This window comes from Variovorax sp. DAIF25 (assembly GCF_050711835.1).
Classification (GTDB): Bacteria; Pseudomonadota; Gammaproteobacteria; order Burkholderiales; family Burkholderiaceae_C; genus Variovorax.
The window spans coordinates 1,335,265-1,355,682 of record NZ_CP136637.1 but is presented as its reverse complement, the minus strand read 5'-3'; the positions used below and the strand labels follow the sequence as shown (position 1 = coordinate 1,355,682).

Here is a 20,418-nt window from a genome sequence, read left to right as displayed (position 1 = left end):
TTTGTTGCGTTCGCGACGAAGCGTTTCGCTCCTCGTTCAGGTCCAATGGCGGGCTTTTCGATCCCTGGACCCTGATCCCATGAGCCTGCCTCTGCTGCTGCGCCATACGAGGGCGAGCAAGAACATGTCCCAACTCGATCTGTCGTTGCGGCTGGGCGTCTCCCAGCGGCACGTCAGCTTCCTCGAGACCGGCCGCGCCGCGCCGAGCCGCGACCTGCTGCTGGCCTGGATGAACGAGGTCGAGGCGCCGACCTCGCTGCGCAACGCGGCGCTGTCGCTTGGCGGCTTCACCACCGTCGCCAGCGAGGAGGGCGCGTCGTGGATCGGCATGACCGAGGCCAACGAGGCCGCGCTGCAGCGCATGGTGCAGCTGCACAACCCGCTGCCGGGCCTGGTGTTCGATCCCGACTGGAAGATGCTCGCGACCAACTGCGCGGGCCAGTGGCTCTGCACGGTCGTGATGCCCGGCTACTGCGAGGCCGTCGACCACCGCTTCGAAGGCCTGGACATGATCGACTGCGTGGCGCACGACGACGGCCTGCTGAGCCATTCGCGCAACGCGGCGCAGGTCGGCGCCAGCCTGCTCGCGCAGTTGCAGACCGAGAGCTGGCTGCGCCCGTCGCTGCGGCCGCGCGTCGATCGGCTGGCCGACTCGCTGCACCGCCGCTACGGCCGGTTGCCCGAGGTGCCCTCGCTCGGCCTCGCCACGCCGAGCCTCAACCTCAGCTTCGACACGCCGCTGGGCGTGCTGAACTTCTCCACCTTCCAGAGTGCCTTCGGCATTCCGCAGGACATCAACTCCTCGTCGCTGCGCATCGAGCTGTGGTTCGCGGCCGATGCGCACACGCGCGAGGTGATGAGCGACGCCGATGCCGACGCGGAGGCCTGCTGCTGAAGCGGTGAGGTCGGCGTCGGCGCGGCCTCAGGGCAGCTTCGCCGCCACGCGCGCGGCCAGCGCATTGACGCGTTCGCGCGCCACCGCGTGCAGCGCCGCGTCGCGCTCGCCGCCGCCCACGCGCACCTCCACGCTCAGCAGGCCCTTGCGGATCTGGATGCGGTTGAGGATGTCGATGTTCGCCTCGTCGCCGAGGCCCGCCACCGGCGTCTTGGGCTCGCCCACCTTCTTCGAGACCTCGAAGTAGCGCTGCGAGAACGCGGGCGTCGATGCGAGGTTGCGCACGCTCATCTGCACCTGGTGCGAAACGGTCACGCGCTTGCCGTCGAGGGTGTCGGTGCGGCGCACGTTGTAGAGGCAGCCGATCGGCCTGGGAATCTCCTCGATGCGGTTCTCGCGCGACTCGTGCGTGATCTTTCCCTTGAACTGCACCGGCGCCGCGATCGTCATGTCGGGGAACACGGCCTTCACGTCCTCGGGCGTCATCAGCGCGCAGGCATCGGGCCACTGGTCGGCGGGCGCGGTCTGCGACACGCGCGTGTCGGCCGGCACCTCGACCGCCGCCTGGGTGGCGATCGGCGCCGCAGCCGCCACCATGCCGGTGCCCGGCTGCCAGCGCGACAGCGCCTGGCGCGCGAGCGCGCTCGCGTTGCCGGGCGTCTGGCTCGAATAGGCATCGAGGCTGGCCGAGACGATCAGGTCGCCCTTGCGCGCATAGACCGCGACCCGGTGCGTGCTGGTCTCCATGAAGGCCTCCTCGCCCACGCCGGCCAGCGGCTCGATGCGCAGGCTGAGCTTGGGGTCGGTGGCCACGCGTTCGCGCGCGGTGCGGATCGAGGCGAAGCTGTCCGTGGCGGTGCCGCGGCCGACCACGGGCGAGTCGCCCCAGCGCACCACGGTCAGGCTCGCGAAGCGCGCGAAGTCCAGCGTCGAGGTCGGGCTCGGCAGCCGTACCACGTAGGCGCAGCTCTCGGCGTACTGCGGGCCGCGGCTCAGGGGGCTCAGCGTGGGGCCCTTGTCGGTGACCGGGCGTCCGGGGAACAGCGCCTCGATGTCGGCGCGCGGCATCAGCCTGCAGGCGTCGGGCGCGTTCGCGGCCATGGGGGAAGTCGCGGCGGGCGGCGAGGCCGTCACGGTCGCGGTCTGCGCGAGCGCGGCGACATGGACCGCGCCGGCCAGCAGCAGCCAGGCGGGGCGGATCGGGGCGAGGGTTCGGAAGGGATTCAAGCGGACTCCGGTATTCGGGTAAACGCGTAGAAGCGACGCAAGGCGCGCATCCTCGCCGCACCGGCGCGGCCCGTCGATTACCTGCGGCGTAGTCGGCCGTACGTAGTTCCCGAGGCCCGCGTGTCAGTTTTCGGTCAGCCGCCGACGCCGAGCATCCCTGCCTCCATCACAACAGGCCGCAGGCGCGCTGCGCAGGCACGCCCACAGAGACAGACATGAACGACCGCAACCTAGGCAGAGGGCTCTTCCTCATTGCCATTTCCCTCCTGTTCGGCATCACCGCCGCGCGCAACTACCCGATCGGCGACTTCTCGCGCGCCGGGCCCGGCATGTTCCCGTTCATCGTCAGCGTGCTGCTCGGCCTGATCGGCGTGGCCACCGTGATCCGCTCGCGCTTCGTCGCGCGCCAGCCGATGGAACTCAACCTGCGCAACATCGGCATCGTGATCGGCAGCCTCTGCGGCTTCGCGCTGATCTCGGAGCACATCAACATGGTCGCGGGCATCGTGTTCATGGTGTTCGCCTCGACGGCTGCCGGCCTCTCGTACTCGTGGGTGCGCAACGTCAAGATTTCCCTCGGCCTGATCGCGATGGCTTTCGCGCTCCAGAAGCTGCTGGGCCTGAACCTGCCCCTGCTCTGAGGACGAAGCCATGGAAGTCTTGAACAATCTCGCGTTCGGTTTCTCGCACGCGCTCACGATGCAGAACCTGCTGTTCTGCGCCATCGGCTGTACCGTGGGCACCCTGGTGGGCCTGCTGCCGGGCCTGGGCCCGCTGGCCACCATCAGCCTGCTGCTGCCGCTGACCTACTCGATTCCCACCGGCGGCGCGCTGATCATGCTGGCCGGCATCTACTACGGCGCCCAGTACGGCGACAGCGTGAGCGCGATCACGATGAAGATCCCGCATGCCAGCAGCATCGTGGCCTGCATCGACGGGTACGCGATGACGCTCAAGGGCCAGACCGGCCTGGCGCTGTTCACCGCGGGCTTCTCGAGCTTCGTGGGCGGCACCATCGCGATCGTCGTGCTGGCCTGGATGGCGCCGATGCTCGGCGAGGTGGCCTTCCTGTTCGGTCCGGCCGACTACTGCTCGATGATGCTCGTGGGCTTCGTCTGCGTGAGCTTCGTGACCACCGGCAGCCTGCTCAACGGCCTCGCGATGTGCTTCATCGGCGTGCTGCTCGGCCAGATCGGCACCGACGTCAACAGCGGCATGCAGCGCTACACCATGGACCTGCCCTTCCTCGCCGACGGCGTGGGCCTGGTGAGCATCGCGCTGGGCTGCTTCGGCATCGCCGAGATCACCAAGAACCTCGACGCGCGCGAGGAGCGCTCGCCCTTCAACGGCAAGATCAACCTGATCCCGACCTGGGCCGAGTTCAAGCGCATCATTCCGAGCGCGCTGCGCGGCGGTGCCATCGGTTCCTTCCTCGGCATCCTGCCCGGCGGCGGTCCCTCGATCGCCCAGTTCGCGGCCTACGCCATCGACAAGAAGGTCAGCAAGTACAAGCACGAGATCGGCACCGGCTGCATCGAAGGCGTGGCCGGCCAGGCCGCGGCCGACGAGGCCGCCGCGCGCACCAGCTTCATCCCGCTGATGAGCATCGGCATCCCCGAGAACCCCGTGATGGCGCTGATGCTGGCCGCGTTCGTGATCAAGGGCATCCAGCCCGGTCCGAACATGATCGCCAGCCACCCCGACCTGTTCTGGGGCCTGGTGGCCAGCATGTGGGTCGGCAACTGCTTCCTGCTCGCGCTCAACGTGCCGCTGGTGCGTTACTGGCTGTCGGTGTTCAAGATCCCGTACGCCGTGCTGTTCCCGTCGATCCTGTTCTTCTGCTGCATCGGCACCTACAGCGTCAACAACAGCCTCGACGACATCTTCATCACCGCCGTGTTCGGCTGCCTCGGCTACGCCTTCATGCGATTGGAGCTGGACGCCGCGCCGCTGATGCTGGGCTTCATCCTCGGGCCGATGCTGGAGGAGAACTTCCGGCGCGCGATGCTGATCAGCCGCGGCAGCTTCGGCGTGTTCGTGAACCGCCCGATCAGCGCGACCCTGCTGGGCCTGATCGGCGTGTTCGTGGTGTGGCAGCTCGTGGCTTTCGTGCGCTCGATCCAGAAGGCGCGGCGCGCGGGGCCGGCGGCGTTGCCGGCGAGCGAGGCGCATGGGGCTTGAGGGGCGGTTGCAGCTGCCAAGCTCATCTTGACCCGTCCTTCGCAGGCTGATGCCTGAGAGGGACACGGAGCCGGCCCGTTGAAGCCGGTAAAGGACGCCCGATGAATTTCATCGGGCGTTTTTATTGGGTGCGGGGTGCGATGTAGCGTTCGGTCCTGGCTCAATTGCGGTAACGACCTGCCGCTGCCGGCAAGGAGCGGACACTCATGCTCGGGCAGAATTCGCTCAAAGCAGACCTTCACGGTACCCTCAGTCAATGAATGCCCGCCAAAATTTCGTCGCTCTGAGGTCGGTTCACGGTGACGAGACCGCTTCGAAGTTTGTCTTGACGCTCCATCGCGCGTCGTCTGCAAAAGGCCGGCTTTTCTATTGGCAAGAACGCATGCTTGCGGAGTTCAACTCGCAGACGGGAAACGCCGTTGAGTCCATGGAGAACGCGCTTGCGGCCTTCAACATTTGTCCCGTTCACGAAGAGGAGCTGTCCGTTGACAACGTTCCCATTGTGTATGGGACCATGGCTCCTCCACCTCGGGAAGCAGCACTGCACGCCGAACAGGCCTATCCATTCGTGAATCTTGTAGCGCATGGTCCGTGTTGGGTCGGGCAGGCGACTCGCGCGTCAGTAAAGTTCTGCCCGGCTTGTCGTGTCGCGTACTTGCGGGAGCGCGAAAGAGCCTAGCCCGAGTTCGCATTCGACCCAAAAGCGGATTGTCCAATAGCGCCCTGATTTCAGGAGAGATCGATGTTCGGCATCTTCAAGTCAAAGACCAAGTCTCCTCTTCGAAGTGAGGGCGCCGATCCGGGGCGATATGCCGGACGTCCCCTGCTGCTGATCCTGGAAAACCTTGTTCTGCACAGCATTGGGCAACTGCCAGACGACAAGAAAACGGTGATGCTTTCAGTCGTGCAAAAAACCTTTGGTGGTGGTGATTCCTGGGCAGAGACTCTGAAACGGGAGCTTGATCTGGGGCCCTCGATAGAAGACAGCTTTCGTCTTCTGTGGGAGAAGAACAGCGCCATTGCTGCGAAAGAGGGCGTCAGTCTGCAACCAATGCAATTTGCCAGGATGGTCGTCGACTCGAACTTCGCCTCGCTGATCGACAGGCGTTTCACCTGACTTCCCTGGCCCCTCCTCGAACGTCTGGATCACATATGTTGTATCGCCTCTATTGCTCGAGCGGAAACACGCTGGGAGTCGAAGAGTACGTTTGCTACTCGGAGATCGGAGCCGACAACCGTTGGGTACGCTACGTCGAGATCAGGCCAGACGGAACGGCGCTCCGATACGACAGCGAGCATGCGGCCGATCGGCATGGAGTCCTTCCAGAAGGAGAGTGGGAGGAGGAAGAGACAACGAAGAGGGAATACGGAATCGTTGCAGCGATTTCCGCCGACCTTTTTCAGGCTGTTTGGTCGGTGACTCAATGCGTCAATGACGCCAGTGGCCAGAATGCTCGCAAGGTCGCGGAGGGCGGGTGAACCATGAGATTCGTACGAGGGTGCTCCAAGCGGGAATCCTCTGCATTCGCTCGGCCGTTAGGCTGCGCCTCTCGTGTCTTGCCGTTCTTGCTTGCCGCCGCGACCTTCTGAAAGCATCGTGTGGGAAATCCCGCGAACCGACAAAGCTATTGTTCGCCTGATGAGCGACTCCAGAAAGGAAAACCTTGATGCGCGACCCGGACCGAATCCCCGAGATTCTTGAGTTGCTCGGTGAAATCTGGCGACTTGAGCCTGACCTGCGTCTTGGGCAACTCATTTTCAATGCCGCCAGAATACGTGACGACGGCATCGAGGACGTCTTCTCTATTGAAGACGCAGTTCTAAGGAAGGGCCTCATCCGCTATCTCGAACTGATCAAGGCCCGGCATGCTTAAGATGCAAATTGCGAGCCAAGCCCGCTTCAGACTCTCAATCGTCGTTGCTACGATGCTCGGTCTAGGCAAAGAACAGTCCTCAGACTGGCTTTTTTGATTTTCGCAACGGCGTGGCAGAGCGTGGCGCAAAAATGAAGGAGAAGAAATGTTCGGTTGGTTCAAGAAGCGAGGCGCTCCAGCAACGGGGCCGGACTACCGCAATGTCGACTCCCGCGAAAAGGCCGAAGACCTGCACAGGAAGGGTGAGCTTCAAGAGCTGCTCTTGCTGCCTCCGGAGTTTGGTGGAGAGCGTATTCCGCCAAATGTGGTCTATGTCCCTCCTTTCGCTGTTGAGCTCAAAGCGCGACTGGATCTGGGGACCATTTCGCAGTTGGCCCGGGACGGCCATGTCACACGCTACACCGCGACACCCACGTACGAAGGCCGTAGCGTTGTGCCCACTCAGATTCATATCTCGGCAACCGAGCCCGGCAACTTCACTGGAACAATCTCGATTTGGGGCGAGGCGGTCCAGAACGAGCGTGAACCAGTGCTGAAACCAGAAGCGTTGCCCGTCTCGGAGTTTCGTATCGAAGCATCGATGATCGAGCGCTTGGGGCCGAGTGAACTGGTTCGAGCCTTTATCGCTGACTACGAGGCGTGGAACCTCTATTGCAACCAGCTGTGTTCACGCGATCGCGAAACGGGCATGCAGGCCGCTGAAGCCGCATATGCTTCATTGCTGGAAAAATACTGTCCGGCCGGCCAGACGCGTCAACCGATCGCTTTTGGAAGTCACTCCTCGCATGAGAGTGCGAGTGAGGTGATTCTGGAGATGGTCGAGAGCAAAGACACTTGTTTGGTCAAGACACGCCATAGCAAGGGAACCGGGACTCTCGCCATGGAAGATGACTACGAGTATCACTTGAAGCAACAAGATGGACGGTGGTATCTGACGAGCGTTCTCTATGTCTGTGACGATGGAAAGTACGAGGGCCTCTAGTGCTTGTTTTCGGTCACCAGCTCCTGCGTCACAACGTTCGAGTCGCACTCCAAAAAGCAGACGTTCAAGAGGGTCGTAGAAGATGACACCAGCAGAAGCATCTAGAAGATTTTTTCAGGGTGCCATGGCCATGCTGGTGAGTGCACCTGAATTCACAGGCTCCTCTTCGGACATGAGCCTCGATGAACGGTTCGAGGCATACCTTCGGGAGTCGTTGTCTGTTGTCGCCCGCAAGAAGGGGGCCGACAAGTACATAGGACTTCTAAGCGACCAGACCGAACTTGCCTATCGTCAGTACTCGGAGGGCGACTCGGAGGCTGCACGGAAGACCATGGTGCGCTTGCTCGACTTGATCCACGAGCACCTTCATTTGCCCAGCAAGAAGCAAATCCAGGAGTGGGCAGCCCAAGCAAAATCTTCGGACTGAATGCTCGCTTCCGTGTGGCACCAAATGCCGCTTGGGGCAGCGGGCATTCACCCATCCCCCGGCAGGCACTGAATTTTGACCATGCCGTACCGCTGACACCTGGCACGAAGGTGTTGGTCATGTACTTCGATCAGGATGTCGTCGTGATCGAAAAGACGGTTCATCCTTCGCCTTGATTCCGCCGAGCGCCTCTCGCCGCATCATTGAGGCGAGGCAGCGATTGCGCGCACCAACGTGGATGTATTCGCCACCCACACACCTCAACACCGGGAGCAGAAAAAATGACAGACCCCAAACAGATCGTTCGAGACGGCTATGACAAGGTGTCCCTCGCCTACCGAAGCGGCAACGAGGCAGACGACGATCCCGTCTACGCGCGGTGGACCGCACGTCTGGCCAACGACCTCGCGCCGTCCGCCCGCCTCCTCGACCTGGGCTGCGGCTGTGGCATTCCGACCACCCGGGCGCTTGCCGCACTCGGCAGCGTGGTCGGCGTGGACATCTCGCCAGTGCAGATCGAGCGCGCCAGGTCACTCGTACCGGCGGCCGAATTCCTGTGCGAAGACATGTCGACGCTGCGCTTCCCGCAGGGCTCGTTCGATGCGGTCGTTTCCTTCTACGCGATCATCCACGTTCCCCTGGAAGAGCAGCCCGATCTCTTCAAGCGCATCGCGAGCTGGCTGAAGCCGGGCGGCCTCTTCGTCGCCACTTTGGGAAGCGGTGCCTGGACCGGCACGGAGCAGGACTGGCTGGGGGTCGAGGGCGCCGAGATGTACTGGAGCCACGCGGATTCGAAGACCTACAAGGCCTGGCTTGCGGAGGCCGGGATGGAATTGCTCACCGATGAGCACATCGCCGAGGCAGGAAGCCCACTGGGCCACCACGTGTTCTACGCGAAGCGCAAGCCTGATTCACTGGAATGACGCGATGAGAAGGACGAGGCCGCCGACCGCCGCGGCGACCAGCGCGCAGATGCCGGCGGCAGCCAGCAGATGCGTTGCCTGGCGGCGGTCGTCGGCGGCGTCGTCGTGCCGGAAGCCGCGCAGCAGGCCGCCGGCCAGCGCCAAGACGTGGAGCAGCGCCCCGAAGGCGGCGAGGACGCCGGCCGCCATGGCGAAGCCCAGTGCGGCCCACGACAGGGTCACGATGACTTTGGCGATCATGGCACTTCAGTCGGACTCGTAGTCGTCAACGCATTCCTTCGGCACGAGCACCTGGGCTCGCACCCAGGGGCCATCGTCGTCGCCGGAATCATGGCAGTGGCGGTGGTGGGCTCGATGGGTCTCTTTCTGGTTGGCGAATGGAGCACGGAGCTTCCCATGGCGAAGCAGTCCCCGGACGAAATCCAGGACTGCCACGGTGTCCTGCTCGTCCACCGTCGACGGCGATGATGCAGCGCTTGCCCATGCGGACTCCTCGCAGTTTTCTTTCTCGTTGGCGACCATCATTGCGCGGTTCGAGACTTCGAGAGGAATCTGGTGCCATTCGATGATGCCCAATCTCGATGCGCGAACCATGAAGCCTGCGTGGAACGCATCGTCGACGGTGTCGTCGGGGTTTTCAGGGTTCTTGCCGCCGTTGCCGCGCCCGGGCCTTTGTCGGCCTGGCCGGCTTCACGCTCGAGCGGCTCGCCAGCGCCAGCATCTCCAGAAACGCCGCCGCCGCCGGCGACAGGCTGCGCCCCGCGCGCCGGATCACGCCGATGGTGCGCCCGATCTCGGGCCGCTCCAGCCGCACCCCGACCACCGCGGCCGGCTTGCGCGGCAGCGTGAGCTGCGGCACCACGGCCACGCCGAGGCCGTTCTCGACCATGCCGATCAGCGTGGAGACGTGGCGCACCTCGCACACCGGGCGCGGCAGCGGCGGCAGCTCGGCCAGGGCCTGGTCGATGAACAGGCGGTTGCGGCTGGCCTGCGAGACGCGCGCATGCGGGTACTGCGCGAGCTCCTCCCAGCCCACGGACTTGCGCCGCGCCAGCGGATGGTCGGCGGGGCAGGCCAGCACGTAGGGTTCCTTGAGCAGCGGCGTGAACTCCACCTCGGGGTCCTGCATGCCGATGTAGTTGAGTGCGAAATCGGCCTCGCCCTGCTTCACGCTCGCGAGCACCTCGTCGGCGCCCTCCTCGATGATGCGCACCAGCACGTGCGGATGGCGCGCGCGGAAGGCCTGGATCACGGGCGGCATGAAGTGGTGCACGGTCGACAGCACGCAGCCGATGGTGACGTCGCCGGCCTCGAGCTCGGCCGCGTCGCGCAGGCTCAGCACCGAGCGGTCGAGGTCGTCGACCAGGCCGCGGATCTGGCCGAGGAAGCGCCGGCCCAGCAGGGTGAGCTCGACGCTGCGCGTGGTGCGGTCGAACAGGCGCACGCCCAGCAGCTCCTCGAGGTGCGAGATGCGCCGCGACAGCGCGGGCTGCGACAGGTGCAGGGTGCGCGCCGCCGCCGCGAAGCTCTGCAGCTCGCCCACGGTGACGAAGGCGCGCAGGTCGGCCAGCGAGGGCTTCAGCATTCGGTCTCACTCATGCAGTTCATGCAATAAACCCCCAAAAACTTGCAATTTACTGCAATGACGCCCAGGCAGAAGATGCGCGGCAGAACAAGGAGACACCGACATGCAACGCCGCCAACTGCTGCTGACCGCTTCCGCGGCCTCGGCCGCCATCGTGATGCCCCGCTTCGCGATCGCGCAGGACTTTCCGAGCAAGCCGATCCGCTACATCGTGCCGGTCGCCGCCGGGGGCGGCAACGACATGATCGCCCGCGTGGTCGCCGAACGCTGGGGCCGCGCGCTGGGCCAGCCTTTCGTGATCGACAACCAGAGCGGCGGCGGGGGCGTGGTGGCCTGCCAGAACACCGCGCGCGCCGCGGCCGATGGCTACACGCTGATGCAGGGCTATGTGGCGACCCACGGCACCACGCCCGCGACGCGCCGCGTGAGCTACAACGCGATCAAGGATTTCACGCCGATCGGCATGATCGGCGCCACGCCCAACGTGCTGGCCATCAATGCCGACGTGCCCGCCAAGACGGTGGCCGAGTTCGTCGACTACGTGAAGCGCAACCCCGGCAAGGTGAGCTACGGCTCGGCCGGCGCGGGCTCGCTCACGCACATGACGATGGAGCTGTTCAAGCAGGAGACCGGCGTGGTCATGGTGCATGTGCCGTACCGCGGCATCGCGCCGGCCATCAACGACGTGCTGGGCGGCCAGACCCAGGCCATGTTCCCGGGGCTCGCGGCGGCGCTGCCGCACCTGCGCTCGGGTCGCATGCGCGCGCTGGCCGTCACCGGCAGCAAGCGCAGCGCGCAGCTCAAGGACGTGCCGACCATGGACGAGGTCGGCTTCAAGGGCTTCGACGCGATGCAGTGGTACGGCTCGGTCGGCCCCGCGGGCATGCCGGCCGACGTGGTGCGCCGCCTCAACGAGACCCAGGTCGCGGTGCTCAAGGCGCCCGACCTGGCCGAGAAGCTCGCGAGCGAGGCCGTCGAGCCCTGGCCGATGACGCCCGACCAGTTCGGCAAGTACATCGGCTCGGAGATCGCGCGCTGGACCGCGCTCGCCAAGGCCCGGAACATCCAGCTCGACGAGTAGGCCCGGCCGGCTCCCTTTCCTTTTCTCAACGCAACCAGCAAGAACACCAGTGGCCCGCAACACGCACGTTTCCGCCGACACCTCGGCCCCTCCCGTCACCGCCATCCTGGCCCGCTTCGTCGCCACGCATCCCTCGCGCGGCTGGAGCGACGCGGTCGAGCGCGAAGCACACCGCACCTTCTACAACTGGCTCGGCTGCGCCATCGGCGCCGCGCGCCACGAGGCGGCCGAGGCCGCGATCGCCGCCGTGCGCATGCTCGAGCCGGCGCCGCAGGCCAGCATGCCGGGCCGCGCCGACAAGGTCGACATGGCGAGTGCCGCGCTGCTCAACGGCATCACCTCGCACACCTTCGATTTCGACGACACGCACCTGAAGACCATCATCCATCCTGCCGGCCCGGTCGCTTCGGCGCTGCTCGCGCTCGGCGAGCACCGCGGTGCCTCGGGCCGCCAGCTGATCGACGCGCTGGTGCTGGGCATCGACGTGGCCTGCCGCATCGGCAACACCATGTACCCCGACCATTACGACCGCGGCTGGCACATCACGGGCTCGACCGGCATGCTCGGCGCGGCCGCGGGTTGCGCGCGGCTGCTGGGGCTGGACGAACACCGCACGGCGATGGCGATCGGCATCGCGGCCTCGCAGCCCGTGGGCCTGCGCGAGCAGTTCGGCACCATGACCAAGCCCTTCCATCCGGGCGCCGCGGCGCGCGCGGGCCTGATGTCGGCGCTGCTCGCGAGCCAGGGCTTCACGGCCAGCGAGCGCGCGCTCGAGGCGCCGCGCGGCTTCGTGCAGGTGGCCTCCGACAAGCGGGCCTGGCACGAGGTCACCGACGAACTCGGCGAGCGCTTCGAGATCTCCTTCAACACCTACAAGCCCTTCGCCTGCGGCATCGTGATCCATCCGAGCATCGACGCCTGCGTGCGGCTGCGCGCGCAGGGCATCGGGCCCGAGGACGTGGAACGCATCGAGCTGCGCGTGCATTCGCTGGTGCTCGAGCTCACGGGCAAGAAGGAGCCGAAGGACGGGCTGCAGGGCAAGTTCAGCGTCTACCACGGCTGCGCCGTGGGCCTGATCCATGGCCGCGCGGGGGAGGAGGAGTTCTCGGATGCGGTGGTCAACGACCCGCGCGTGGTCGCGCTGCGCAACCGGGTGCAGGCGGTGGTCGACGACGGCATCGCGGAAGAATCGGTGCACGTGAGCGCGCTGCTGCGCGACGGCCGGCGCGTCGAGGTGCAAGTCGATCATGCGATCGGCTCGATGCACAACCCGCTCTCCGATGCGCAGCTCGAGGCCAAGTTCGACGCGCTCGCGGTGCCGCTGCTCGGCGCACAGCGTTCGAGCCGGATCACCGAGGTGTGCCGCACGCTGGCCGCGCTGCCCGACCTGCGCACGCTGACCGCATTGACCGCGCCGTTGGCTTGAACAGGAGGCACGCATGACGAACAGCATTCCATCGCTTCGCATCGGCATCCTCGACGGCGACGACATCGGCCACGAGATCGTGCCGGCCTCGGTCGACATCGCACGCGCGGCCGCCGAACTGCACGGCGTGGCCATCGATTGGCATCCGCTGCCGATCGGCGCGCGCGCGCTCCAGACCCACGGCCACACCCTGCCGCCCGGCACGCTCGAGACCCTGCGCACGCTCGACGGCTGGCTCCTCGGGCCCATCGGCCACCGCGCCTATCCCAAGGGACCGAACGCGATCAACCCGCATCCGATCCTGCGCAAGACCTTCAACCTGTTCGCCAACGTGCGGCCCACGCGCTCGTACCCGGACATCGGCTGCCTGCACGACGGCGTCGACCTGGTGATCGTGCGCGAGAACAACGAGGGCTTCCAGCCCGACCGCAACATGGTCGCGGGCTCGGGCGAGTTCCGGCCCAACGACGAAGTGACGCTGTCGGTGCGCGTGATCACCCGCACCGGCAGCCGGCGCGTGGCGCGTGCGGCCTTCGAACTCGCGCGCCAGCGCCGCAAGCACCTGACCTATGTGCACAAGGACACCGTGTTCAAGCTCGGCTGCGGCATGTTCGTCGAGGAGTGCAGGAAGCTCGCCGAGGAGTACCCCGACGTGCGCGTCGACGACGTGATCGTCGACACCTTCGCGATGCGGCTGGTGCGCGATCCGCAGAGCTTCGACGTGGTGGTCACGACCAACATGTTCGGCGACATCCTCTCGGACGAGGCGGCCGGCCTGGTCGGCGGCCTGGGCATGGCGCCGGGGCTGTGCATCGGCGACGGCGATATCGCGATGGCGCAGGCCACGCACGGCTCGGCGCCCGACATCGCGGGCCAGGGCATCGCCAATCCCTACGCGATGATCGAATCGACGCGCATGCTGTTCGACTGGCTGGGCCACAGCCGCGGCAACGAGGGCGCGGTGCGCATGGCGGCGTCGATGTCGCGCGCCACCACGGCCGCGCTGGCCGATCGTTCGGCGCGCACCGGCGACATCCGCGGCAGCGGCAACACGGTGGCGTTCACGCAGGCCGTGCTGCGCCATCTGAGTGCTTGAAGGGGAATCTCTCGATGACCGAAGCGACCACCATGCAGTCCTTCTGGATGCGGATGAGCGAGGCGGGCGGCGTGCTCGAGCAACGCGAGGTGCCGGTGCCCACCGCGGGCCCGGGGCAGTTGCTGGTGCGCCTGCATGCGGCATCGCTCAACCGCGGCGAGTTCCTGGCGAGCCATGGCGCTTCGGGTACGTGGCGGCCGGCCGGCGGGGAGGGTGCAGGCAGGGTGGTCGATGTTGGAAATGCCGTTAGTGGATTTCAAGTCGGCGACCGCGTGATGGGCCGCTGCGCCGGGGCCTTCGCGGAGTACGCGCTGATGGAAGCGGCCGAGGCCATGGCCGTGCCGCAGGCGCTGTCTTGGGAAGAGGCCGCGAGCATTCCGCTGGCCTTCCTGGTCGCGTTCGACATGCTGGTGCTGCAGGGCCGGCTGCAGCCCGGCGAATGGCTGCTGGTCAACGGCGTGTCCTCGGGCGTCGGGGTGGCGTCGCTGCAACTGGGCAAGGCACTCGGCGCGCGCGTCATCGGCACCTCGGGCTCGGCCGACAAGCTCGCGGCCCTCGCGCCGCTGGGGCTCGATGTCGCACTGCCCACCCGCGCCGCCGATTTCGCGCCGGCCGTGCTGCGGGCCACCGGCGACAAGGGCGCGAACCTCGTCGTCAACACGGTCGGCGGTTCGGTGTTCGCCGAGAACCTGCGCGCGATGGCGTTCGAGGGGCGGCACGCGACCGTGGGCCATGTCGACGGCGTGCTGCACGCCGAGCTCGACCTCGAGGCCCTGCATGCGCGCCGGCTGGTGCTGTTCGGCGTCTCGAACAAGCTGCGCACCAAGGTCCAGCGCGCCTCGGGCGTGCCGCGTTTCGTCGCCGAGGTGCTGCCGCTGTTCGCGGCCGGCCGCATCCGGCCGCGCATCGACCAGGTGGTGGCGTTCGCCGAGCTGCCGGCGGCCAAGGCGCGCATGGAGGCCGGGGCGCACATCGGGAAGATCGTGCTGCGCATGCCCCAACCCGGCTGAAACCGGCGCGCGCCGCTACGATGCGGCGGGCACATCGTGCGATCCAGGAGCAGACATGAACCGACCCGATCTCGTGCGCGGCGATCGCCGCAATTTCCTCGGCGCGGCCGGCGCGCTGCTGCTCGCCGGTTGTGCCGGCACCACGCCCGACCTGCGCGCGGGTGCGATCGCGGAGCTCGGCGGCACCGGCAAGCTGCGCGCCGCGATCAACTTCGGCAATCCGATCCTCGCCAACCGGGGTCCCGGCGGCGAGCCGCGCGGCGTGTCGGTCGATCTCGCGCGCGAGGCCGCCCGGCGACTCGGCCTGGCCATCGAACTCGTGCCCTTCAACTCGGCCGGCAGCGTGGTCGAGGCGGTCAAGGCGAAGCAGGTCGACCTCGCCTTCGTCGCCATCGATCCGGTGCGCGCGGCCGACACCGAATACACGGCGCCCTATGTGGTCATCGAAGGGGCCTATCTCGTGCGCGAGGCCTCGCCGCTGCGGCGCAACGAGGAGGTGGACCGCGCCGGCACCCGCGTGGCCGTGGGCCGCGGCAGCGCCTACGACCTGTTCCTCACGCGCGAACTCAAGGCCGCCACGCTGGTGCGCGCGCCGACCTCGCCCTCGGTCGTCGACCTGTTCCTGTCGCAGCAGCTCGAGGTGGCGGCCGGCGTGAAGCAGCAGCTCGAAGCCGATGCACGCCGTGTCGGTGGCGTGCGCCTGCTGCCCGGGCGCTTCATGGCGATCGAGCAGGCCATGGGCGTGCCCAAGGGCCGGCTCGCGGCGCGTGCCTGGCTCGGTGGCTTCATCGAGGAGATGAAGGCCTCGGGCTTCGTGGCCGAGGCGCTGCGCCGGCACGGGATCGAAGGGGCGGCGGTGGCGCCTCGCGCGTCCTGAGGGGCGCCGCGTTCGTCAGGCGCGCGTCGACGCGCTCGCGCGCGGGTGCAGCGTGAACCCGATTTCGTTGACGCCTGGCGTGCCCTGCACGAAGGTCTCGCCCCCGTGCATGCGCGCGATGGCGCGCACGATCGCCAACCCCAACCCGAAGCGCTCGCCCGTCCGGGGCCGCGAGCTGTCGCCGCGCCAGAAGCGCTCGAACATGTGCTGCCGCACTTCTTCCGCGATCGCATCGCCGGGGTTGGAGACGGTGATGCGCGCGCCCTCCGGCAGCGCCTCGATCCGCAGCCCGATCACGGCCTCCTGCGGCGCATGCCGCGACGCGTTCGTCAGCAGGTTCACGAGCGCGCGGCGCAGCAGCACGCGGTTGACCGGCACCGAGGCATCGCCCTCGATCTCGAGCCGCTGGCGCTTCTCCTCGAGGAAGACCTCGACGAATTCGCCCACCTGCCGCGCCTGCTCGCCCAGCGAGAGCTCGCGCAGGTCCTCGGCCGCGTCGCCGCGGTCGGCGCGCGCGAGGAACAGCATGTCGTTGACCATCGAGCCCAGCGTGCGCAGCTCCTCGAGGTGCGACTCGAGCACCTCGCGCATCTCGTCCTGGGGCCGGTCGCGCGCGAGCGCGAGCTCGGCACCGTTGATCATGATGGCCAGCGGCGTGCGCAGCTCGTGCGCCACGTCGGCATTGAAGCCCTCGAGCTGGGTCCACGCATCCTCCATGCGCGCGAGCACCTCGTTGAAGCGCAGGGCCAGCGGCAGCAGCTCGGTGCTGTCGGCCGGCAGGGTCAGCCGCTGCGACAGCCCGCCGGGGCGTATCACCGAGGCCTCGCGCGACAGGTCCGCGAGCGCGCGCAGGCCGCGCCGCGTGGCGATGGCGCCGAGCGCCACGGTGCACAGCACGCCGAGCGCGCCGACCAGCAGGCCGTAGTTGTCGTAGCGGTCGAGCATCTCGGCGCGCGGTCGCGGGTCCATGCCGATCAGCACCTGCGCGCCCGGAAAGATGGCGTGCTCGTCGAGCCGGTAGTGCGCGCCGCGCAGCACCACGCCGTCCTGCCGCTGCAGCCAGACCTTGTTGCCCTCGCCGCGCAGCGTGGGCGGCATCGGCTCGGCGCCGTAGAGCATCTCGCCGTCGCGCGCGATCAGCCACACGTTCCAGCGGTAGCGGCCGCCCACGCTGGTGGCCGCGAGGTGGCGCCGCAGCATCGGCAGGTCGGCAGGGGTGCGCACCTCGTCGATGAAGTGCTGCACCACCTCGGTCTTGCCGCTGAGGTCCGAGCGCTCGTCGGCGATCAGCACCTGCTCGAGCGCCTTGTGCAGCAGGTAGCCGGTGGCCGCGAACACCGCGACCGCGACCACCGCCAGCATCAGCACCAGGCGCGCCGAGATCGACCCGAAGCGCACCCGCGGTGCCTTCACGCGGACTCCAGCACGTAGCCCATGCCGCGCACGGTGCGCAGCATCGGGGTCTCGAAAGGCTCGTCGAGCTTGGCGCGCAGGCGGCGCACCGCCACCTCGACCACGTTGGTGTCGCTGTCGAAGTTCATGTCCCACACCTGCTCGGCGATCACGGTGCGCGACAGCACCTCGCCGCGGCGCCGCATCAGCAGCGCCAGGATCAGGAACTCCTTGTTGGTCAGCTCGAGCGCCTGACCGCCGCGCGAGGCCTTGCGCCGCGCGAGGTCCAGCTGCAGCTCGCCCAGGGTCAGCACGGTGGGCTCCGAGGTGCCGCCCGAGCGCACGCCGCGGCGGCGCAGCGCGGTCAGGCGCGCCAGCAGCTCCGAGAACGCGAAGGGTTTGACGAGGTAGTCGTCGGCGCCGTCCTGCAGGCCGCGCACGCGGTCCTCGACCTGGTCGCGCGCCGTGAGCATGAGCACCGCCACGTCCTTGGTGGCGCGGATCGCCTTGAGCACCGCGAAGCCGTCGAGGCCGGGCAGCATCACGTCGAGCACCACGATGTCGTACTCGCCGTTCACCGCGAGATGGCGGCCGTCGATGCCGTCGGCCGCGACGTCGACGACGTAGCCGTTCTCGGTGAGTCCCTTGCGCAGGTAGTCCGCCAGCTTGGGATGATCTTCGACGACGAGCACGCGCATGTTGTGTCCTTCCGGGGGCCGCCGCCGGCGGCTCGACCGGCGCGGCGGTTCCGCAGTCTATCGCCGGGCCGCGCGCTCAGCGCCGGCCCTGCGCCGCCTTCACGATCAGGTCGGCCACCGCCTGGGGCTGCGACAGCAGCGACACGTGGCTGGCGTCGAGCTCGACCGTGCTGGCCTTCATGCGCTGGGCCATGAAGCGCTGCAGCTCGGGATCGATGGTGCGGTCCTGGCGCGAGACGGCGTACCAGGTCGGCTTGTCGTGCCAGGCGGCCACGGTGGTCCTGGCGGTGGTGATGGCGCGCGCGAACGGCTGCTGCACCGCGTAGTAGGCCAGTGCCTCGGCCGGCGGCAGGTCGCCCGCGAAGTCCTTCACGAAGGCCGGCTGGCTCAGCGAACCCCAGCCGTTGGTGTCCCACTGCAGGCCGGCACCGGCGGGCGCGGCGGCGAACTTGCGAGTGAGAGCCGGGTAGTCCTCGCCGGCATCGGGCGCGCGCGCCGCGATGTAGACCAGGCCCGCCACGTGCGGGTCGGTGCCTGCCTCGCTGATCACCATGCCGGCGTACGAATGGCCGACCAGCAGCGTGGGGCCGTCCTGCTGCGCCAGCACGCGCCTGACCGCGTCGACGTCGTCCTGGAAACCGCTCAGCGGGTTCTGCACCGAGGTCACGTGCAGGCCCTGGGCCTGCAGCAGCGGAATCACCTTGCCCCAGCTCGAGCCGTCGGCATAGAGGCCGTGCACCAGCACCACGTTGTGGACGGCGACCGGCGCCGAAGGCGCCGTTTGCGCACTGGCGGCGGCCACGGAGAAGACACCGGCGAGGGCGATGGCCGCGATGCGGCCCATGAGGGTTCTGCGATGCATGGAAGGCTCCAGGTTCTGGCGGCGCCGGCTGCGGCGCCGCGGGGTCATGCAGTGACGACCGGCACTGCTCTGGAGCGGACTGTGGCGCCAGGCCATCGACCTGGATCGCACATTTCGATTACAAAAATGTCATCTGGAGCGCGGCTTCTTCGGGACGTCCGCCTTCCGGGAGCTCGGTCTCTCGGCCCGGTGTTTCGTGTCGGAGGGCGGATGGCCCGCGGCCTCCAGGCCGAGGGCCCGCAGCCGCCGCACGTGGACCGCGGCGGCACTGCGGCTGCGCAGGAACAGGAAGATCATGGCCGGGGGCCCGATGCGATGGACGCGCTCAACGTCCCGCCAGCGAGAGCGGCCGCATGTCCTGCCAGTTCGCCTCGATGTAGGCGCTGCACGCGGCGCGGTCGGTGGTGGGCAGGGCCACGCGCCAGCCCGCGGGCACGGCGATGAAGGCGGGCCACAGCGAGTGCTGGCCCTCGTCGTTGACCAGCACCTGGAAGCTGGCGTTCTTGTCGTCGAAGGGATTGGTCATGGCGGTTCTTTCGATGGGGTGCGAAGGGGCCGGCGCTCAGGCCGCTTCCAGGGATTCGACGCGCGGCAGGGCCTCGAGCGCCTGCGCGATGCCGTGCAGCGCGCGGTGGCGCGCGAACTCCTCGCGCAGGGCGTTCGCGCGTTCGCGGTAGCTGGGCGTGGCGAGCAGCTTGCGCACCGCATCGCCGACCTGGCGCGCCGCCGGCTGCGCGGTACCGAGGTTGATGCCCACGCCCGACCAGGCCACGCGCGCGGCGATCTCGGGCTTCTCCTCCGAGCTGCCGGCCACCACCAGCGGCACGCCGAGGCTCAGCGCATGGTTGACCGAGCCGTAGCCGCCGTTGGTGACCATCGCATGCAGCTTGGGCAGCAGGCGGTCGTAGGGCAGGAAGGGAAGCACGCGCGCATTGGCCGGCACGTTGGCCGACAGGGCCGGCGGCACCGGGCCGCCGGTGGTGGCGATCACGAGCAAGTTCGGATCGCCGGCCAGTGCCTGCAGCGTGGGGCCGATCAGCTGCGCGGGATTCTGGTTGGCCAGCGTGCCCTGCGTGACGAGCACGACCGAGCGGCCGTCGTCGAGTTCGTCCCACCAGTCGGGCGGCGTGAAGTCGCGGCTGGCCGGCGCGAGCAGCGGGCCGACGAAGCGCACCGAGGCCGGCAGGTCGCTGCGCGGGTATTCGAAGGACGGGCCCGTGAGCTGCAGGTAGAGGTCGGGCATGCGCACCATGGCGTCGACGAAGAAGGCCGGCAGCGCGCCGGCGCCGAGGCGCCGCAGCACGGTGTCGAAGTGGCGCTGCACGTCGCCGAACATCGCCTGCTGCAGGTTGGCGTTCATCGTCTTGTTGCGCGCGCGGCCCTCGGGCGTGGAGGACGGCGGCAGCGCGGTGCCGAAGAAGGCGGTGTCGCAGCTCGACAGCGGCAGCGCCGAGATGCCGACCGCGACCACCGCGGGCCGCTCGTCGCGCGGCCCCAGCAGCAGCGGGAAGGTGCCGCAGAACATGGTGTCGACCACGATGGCATCGGCCTCGAAGTCCTCGAGGATCGCGCGCAGGCCCGCATGCTGCGCCTCGATCGCGTCGGCGAAGAAATGCTTGAGGCCGAAGCACAGCTGCGCATGCGGCGAGTTCAGCCGGCGGCGTTCGGGAAAGCGTTCGTCGAGGTCGCGGTAGTCGCCGTCGATGGCGCGCGCGAAGGGCGTGAAGCTCGCGCCGGTCGCCTCGGCCTGGGCCCTGAACTGGCTCGCGGTGTGCACCCGCACCTCGTGGCCGAGGCCCGTGAGATGCTGGGCGATGGCCAGCATCGGCAGGACGTGGCCGGGCAGGGCGGTTGCCGCGATGAGATAGCGTGCCATGGGATG

The 20,418-nt window shown here is 67.8% G+C and carries 24 protein-coding genes; 14 read left to right on the top strand and 10 right to left on the bottom strand.

From position 1 onward, the window contains the following. The first annotated feature begins 79 nt into the window (after positions 1 to 79). On the top strand, positions 80 to 895 hold the full coding sequence (locus tag R0232_RS40480; protein WP_431513057.1) for a helix-turn-helix domain-containing protein: 816 nt from the start codon (positions 80 to 82) through the stop codon (positions 893 to 895). 27 nt (positions 896 to 922) lie between these two features. On the opposite strand, the gene R0232_RS40475 is transcribed toward R0232_RS40480, so the two are convergent. Continuing rightward, entirely contained in the window at positions 923 to 2,122 is a 1,200-nt protein-coding gene (locus tag R0232_RS40475; protein ID WP_431513056.1) for a hypothetical protein, read from the bottom strand. Between the two features lie 215 nt (positions 2,123 to 2,337). On the opposite strand from R0232_RS40475, the gene R0232_RS40470 reads away from it, so the two are divergent. Further along, entirely contained in the window at positions 2,338 to 2,763 is a 426-nt protein-coding gene (locus R0232_RS40470; RefSeq protein WP_177239571.1) for a tripartite tricarboxylate transporter TctB family protein, read from the top strand. Positions 2,764 to 2,773: 10 nt separating this feature from the next. Beyond that, a complete protein-coding gene (locus tag R0232_RS40465) occupies positions 2,774 to 4,303 on the top strand; it encodes a tripartite tricarboxylate transporter permease (protein WP_203206525.1) in 1,530 nt (509 codons plus the stop codon). Between the two features lie 253 nt (positions 4,304 to 4,556). On the opposite strand, the gene R0232_RS40460 is transcribed toward R0232_RS40465, so the two are convergent. Then, complete coding sequence (locus tag R0232_RS40460) at positions 4,557 to 4,889, bottom strand: hypothetical protein (RefSeq protein ID WP_431513055.1); 333 nt, start codon at positions 4,887 to 4,889, stop codon at positions 4,557 to 4,559. 156 nt (positions 4,890 to 5,045) lie between these two features. On the opposite strand from R0232_RS40460, the gene R0232_RS40455 reads away from it, so the two are divergent. The 6 genes from R0232_RS40455 to R0232_RS40430 all read left to right on the top strand — a co-directional run bounded on the left by R0232_RS40455 (position 5,046) and on the right by R0232_RS40430 (position 8,509). Continuing rightward, positions 5,046 to 5,420, top strand: a complete 375-nt coding sequence (locus R0232_RS40455) for a hypothetical protein (protein WP_431513054.1) — start codon at positions 5,046 to 5,048, stop codon at positions 5,418 to 5,420. Positions 5,421 to 5,455: 35 nt separating this feature from the next. Then, positions 5,456 to 5,782: a hypothetical protein gene (locus tag R0232_RS40450; protein ID WP_431513053.1), complete on the top strand. Its 327-nt coding sequence runs from the start codon at positions 5,456 to 5,458 to the stop codon at positions 5,780 to 5,782. Between the two features lie 188 nt (positions 5,783 to 5,970). Continuing rightward, positions 5,971 to 6,177: a hypothetical protein gene (locus R0232_RS40445; protein WP_431513052.1), complete on the top strand. Its 207-nt coding sequence runs from the start codon at positions 5,971 to 5,973 to the stop codon at positions 6,175 to 6,177. A 145-nt stretch (positions 6,178 to 6,322) separates the two neighbouring features. Beyond that, positions 6,323 to 7,159: a hypothetical protein gene (locus R0232_RS40440; protein ID WP_431513051.1), complete on the top strand. Its 837-nt coding sequence runs from the start codon at positions 6,323 to 6,325 to the stop codon at positions 7,157 to 7,159. An 82-nt stretch (positions 7,160 to 7,241) separates the two neighbouring features. After that, entirely contained in the window at positions 7,242 to 7,586 is a 345-nt protein-coding gene (locus R0232_RS40435) for a hypothetical protein (RefSeq protein WP_398493440.1), read from the top strand. Positions 7,587 to 7,867: 281 nt separating this feature from the next. Continuing rightward, entirely contained in the window at positions 7,868 to 8,509 is a 642-nt protein-coding gene (locus tag R0232_RS40430; RefSeq protein ID WP_431513050.1) for a class I SAM-dependent methyltransferase, read from the top strand. Here R0232_RS40430 and R0232_RS40425 read toward each other — a convergent pair. Genes R0232_RS40425 through R0232_RS40415 form a run of 3 tightly spaced genes read right to left on the bottom strand, consistent with a single transcriptional unit; the run spans position 8,498 to position 10,094 of the window. After that, a complete protein-coding gene (locus tag R0232_RS40425) occupies positions 8,498 to 8,749 on the bottom strand; it encodes a hypothetical protein (RefSeq protein WP_431513049.1) in 252 nt (83 codons plus the stop codon). The two genes, R0232_RS40430 and R0232_RS40425, sit on opposite strands and share 12 nt — an antisense overlap. A gap of 6 nt (positions 8,750 to 8,755) precedes the next feature. After that, the gene (locus tag R0232_RS40420) at positions 8,756 to 9,103 is read right to left on the bottom strand and encodes a hypothetical protein (RefSeq protein ID WP_431513048.1); all 348 of its coding nucleotides are present in this window, start codon (positions 9,101 to 9,103) and stop codon (positions 8,756 to 8,758) included. Positions 9,104 to 9,146: 43 nt separating this feature from the next. Next, on the bottom strand, positions 9,147 to 10,094 hold the full coding sequence (locus R0232_RS40415) for a LysR family transcriptional regulator (RefSeq protein WP_208512461.1): 948 nt from the start codon (positions 10,092 to 10,094) through the stop codon (positions 9,147 to 9,149). Between the two features lie 103 nt (positions 10,095 to 10,197). Here R0232_RS40415 and R0232_RS40410 point away from each other — a divergent pair, with 103 nt between their 5' ends. The 5 genes from R0232_RS40410 to R0232_RS40390 are packed head-to-tail and all read left to right on the top strand — an operon-like array spanning position 10,198 to position 15,584. After that, positions 10,198 to 11,175 carry a Bug family tripartite tricarboxylate transporter substrate binding protein gene (locus R0232_RS40410; protein ID WP_208512462.1) on the top strand — a complete coding sequence of 326 codons (978 nt, stop codon included), beginning with the start codon at positions 10,198 to 10,200 and terminating at the stop codon, positions 11,173 to 11,175. 49 nt (positions 11,176 to 11,224) lie between these two features. Further along, entirely contained in the window at positions 11,225 to 12,601 is a 1,377-nt protein-coding gene (locus R0232_RS40405) for an MmgE/PrpD family protein (RefSeq protein ID WP_431513047.1), read from the top strand. 13 nt (positions 12,602 to 12,614) lie between these two features. Then, positions 12,615 to 13,697, top strand: coding sequence for an isocitrate/isopropylmalate dehydrogenase family protein (locus tag R0232_RS40400; RefSeq protein ID WP_431513046.1), 1,083 nt, complete (start codon positions 12,615 to 12,617; stop codon positions 13,695 to 13,697). A 14-nt stretch (positions 13,698 to 13,711) separates the two neighbouring features. Continuing rightward, a complete protein-coding gene (locus R0232_RS40395; RefSeq protein WP_431513045.1) occupies positions 13,712 to 14,707 on the top strand; it encodes a quinone oxidoreductase family protein in 996 nt (331 codons plus the stop codon). A gap of 55 nt (positions 14,708 to 14,762) precedes the next feature. Then, positions 14,763 to 15,584 carry an ABC transporter substrate-binding protein gene (locus R0232_RS40390; protein WP_431513044.1) on the top strand — a complete coding sequence of 274 codons (822 nt, stop codon included), beginning with the start codon at positions 14,763 to 14,765 and terminating at the stop codon, positions 15,582 to 15,584. A gap of 15 nt (positions 15,585 to 15,599) precedes the next feature. On the opposite strand, the gene R0232_RS40385 is transcribed toward R0232_RS40390, so the two are convergent. The 5 genes from R0232_RS40385 to R0232_RS40365 form a co-directional block, all read right to left on the bottom strand. After that, positions 15,600 to 16,997, bottom strand: coding sequence for a heavy metal sensor histidine kinase (locus R0232_RS40385; RefSeq protein ID WP_431513043.1), 1,398 nt, complete (start codon positions 16,995 to 16,997; stop codon positions 15,600 to 15,602). Continuing rightward, complete coding sequence (locus tag R0232_RS40380) at positions 16,994 to 17,674, bottom strand: heavy metal response regulator transcription factor (RefSeq protein WP_208512467.1); 681 nt, start codon at positions 17,672 to 17,674, stop codon at positions 16,994 to 16,996. The genes R0232_RS40385 and R0232_RS40380 overlap by 4 nt, the downstream gene beginning before the upstream one ends. Before the next feature lie 76 nt (positions 17,675 to 17,750). Beyond that, the gene (locus tag R0232_RS40375) at positions 17,751 to 18,536 is read right to left on the bottom strand and encodes an alpha/beta hydrolase (protein ID WP_431513042.1); all 786 of its coding nucleotides are present in this window, start codon (positions 18,534 to 18,536) and stop codon (positions 17,751 to 17,753) included. A 325-nt stretch (positions 18,537 to 18,861) separates the two neighbouring features. Next, on the bottom strand, positions 18,862 to 19,062 hold the full coding sequence (locus R0232_RS40370; protein ID WP_057591017.1) for an MbtH family protein: 201 nt from the start codon (positions 19,060 to 19,062) through the stop codon (positions 18,862 to 18,864). A gap of 36 nt (positions 19,063 to 19,098) precedes the next feature. After that, complete coding sequence (locus R0232_RS40365) at positions 19,099 to 20,412, bottom strand: glycosyltransferase (protein WP_431513041.1); 1,314 nt, start codon at positions 20,410 to 20,412, stop codon at positions 19,099 to 19,101. Between the last annotated feature and the right edge of the window lie 6 nt (positions 20,413 to 20,418).

What these genes read in the sequence shown, in the direction of transcription:
- R0232_RS40480 (WP_431513057.1), top strand. Translation starts at nt 80, where the DNA reads ATGAGCCTGCCTCTGCTGCTGCGCCATACGAGGGCGAGCAAGAACATG.
- R0232_RS40470 (WP_177239571.1), top strand. Translation starts at nt 2,338, where the DNA reads ATGAACGACCGCAACCTAGGCAGAGGGCTCTTCCTCATTGCCATTTCC.
- R0232_RS40455 (WP_431513054.1), top strand. Translation starts at nt 5,046, where the DNA reads ATGTTCGGCATCTTCAAGTCAAAGACCAAGTCTCCTCTTCGAAGTGAG.
- R0232_RS40440 (WP_431513051.1), top strand. Translation starts at nt 6,323, where the DNA reads ATGTTCGGTTGGTTCAAGAAGCGAGGCGCTCCAGCAACGGGGCCGGAC.
- R0232_RS40390 (WP_431513044.1), top strand. Translation starts at nt 14,763, where the DNA reads ATGAACCGACCCGATCTCGTGCGCGGCGATCGCCGCAATTTCCTCGGC.
- R0232_RS40410 (WP_208512462.1), top strand. Translation starts at nt 10,198, where the DNA reads ATGCAACGCCGCCAACTGCTGCTGACCGCTTCCGCGGCCTCGGCCGCC.
- R0232_RS40450 (WP_431513053.1), top strand. Translation starts at nt 5,456, where the DNA reads ATGTTGTATCGCCTCTATTGCTCGAGCGGAAACACGCTGGGAGTCGAA.
- R0232_RS40420 (WP_431513048.1), bottom strand. Translation starts at nt 9,103, where the DNA reads ATGGTTCGCGCATCGAGATTGGGCATCATCGAATGGCACCAGATTCCT.
- R0232_RS40395 (WP_431513045.1), top strand. Translation starts at nt 13,712, where the DNA reads ATGACCGAAGCGACCACCATGCAGTCCTTCTGGATGCGGATGAGCGAG.
- R0232_RS40430 (WP_431513050.1), top strand. Translation starts at nt 7,868, where the DNA reads ATGACAGACCCCAAACAGATCGTTCGAGACGGCTATGACAAGGTGTCC.
- R0232_RS40465 (WP_203206525.1), top strand. Translation starts at nt 2,774, where the DNA reads ATGGAAGTCTTGAACAATCTCGCGTTCGGTTTCTCGCACGCGCTCACG.
- R0232_RS40400 (WP_431513046.1), top strand. Translation starts at nt 12,615, where the DNA reads ATGACGAACAGCATTCCATCGCTTCGCATCGGCATCCTCGACGGCGAC.
- R0232_RS40380 (WP_208512467.1), bottom strand. Translation starts at nt 17,674, where the DNA reads ATGCGCGTGCTCGTCGTCGAAGATCATCCCAAGCTGGCGGACTACCTG.
- R0232_RS40460 (WP_431513055.1), bottom strand. Translation starts at nt 4,889, where the DNA reads ATGCGCTACAAGATTCACGAATGGATAGGCCTGTTCGGCGTGCAGTGC.
- R0232_RS40425 (WP_431513049.1), bottom strand. Translation starts at nt 8,749, where the DNA reads ATGATCGCCAAAGTCATCGTGACCCTGTCGTGGGCCGCACTGGGCTTC.
- R0232_RS40365 (WP_431513041.1), bottom strand. Translation starts at nt 20,412, where the DNA reads ATGGCACGCTATCTCATCGCGGCAACCGCCCTGCCCGGCCACGTCCTG.
- R0232_RS40415 (WP_208512461.1), bottom strand. Translation starts at nt 10,094, where the DNA reads ATGCTGAAGCCCTCGCTGGCCGACCTGCGCGCCTTCGTCACCGTGGGC.
- R0232_RS40435 (WP_398493440.1), top strand. Translation starts at nt 7,242, where the DNA reads ATGACACCAGCAGAAGCATCTAGAAGATTTTTTCAGGGTGCCATGGCC.
- R0232_RS40445 (WP_431513052.1), top strand. Translation starts at nt 5,971, where the DNA reads ATGCGCGACCCGGACCGAATCCCCGAGATTCTTGAGTTGCTCGGTGAA.
- R0232_RS40375 (WP_431513042.1), bottom strand. Translation starts at nt 18,536, where the DNA reads ATGCATCGCAGAACCCTCATGGGCCGCATCGCGGCCATCGCCCTCGCC.
- R0232_RS40370 (WP_057591017.1), bottom strand. Translation starts at nt 19,062, where the DNA reads ATGACCAATCCCTTCGACGACAAGAACGCCAGCTTCCAGGTGCTGGTC.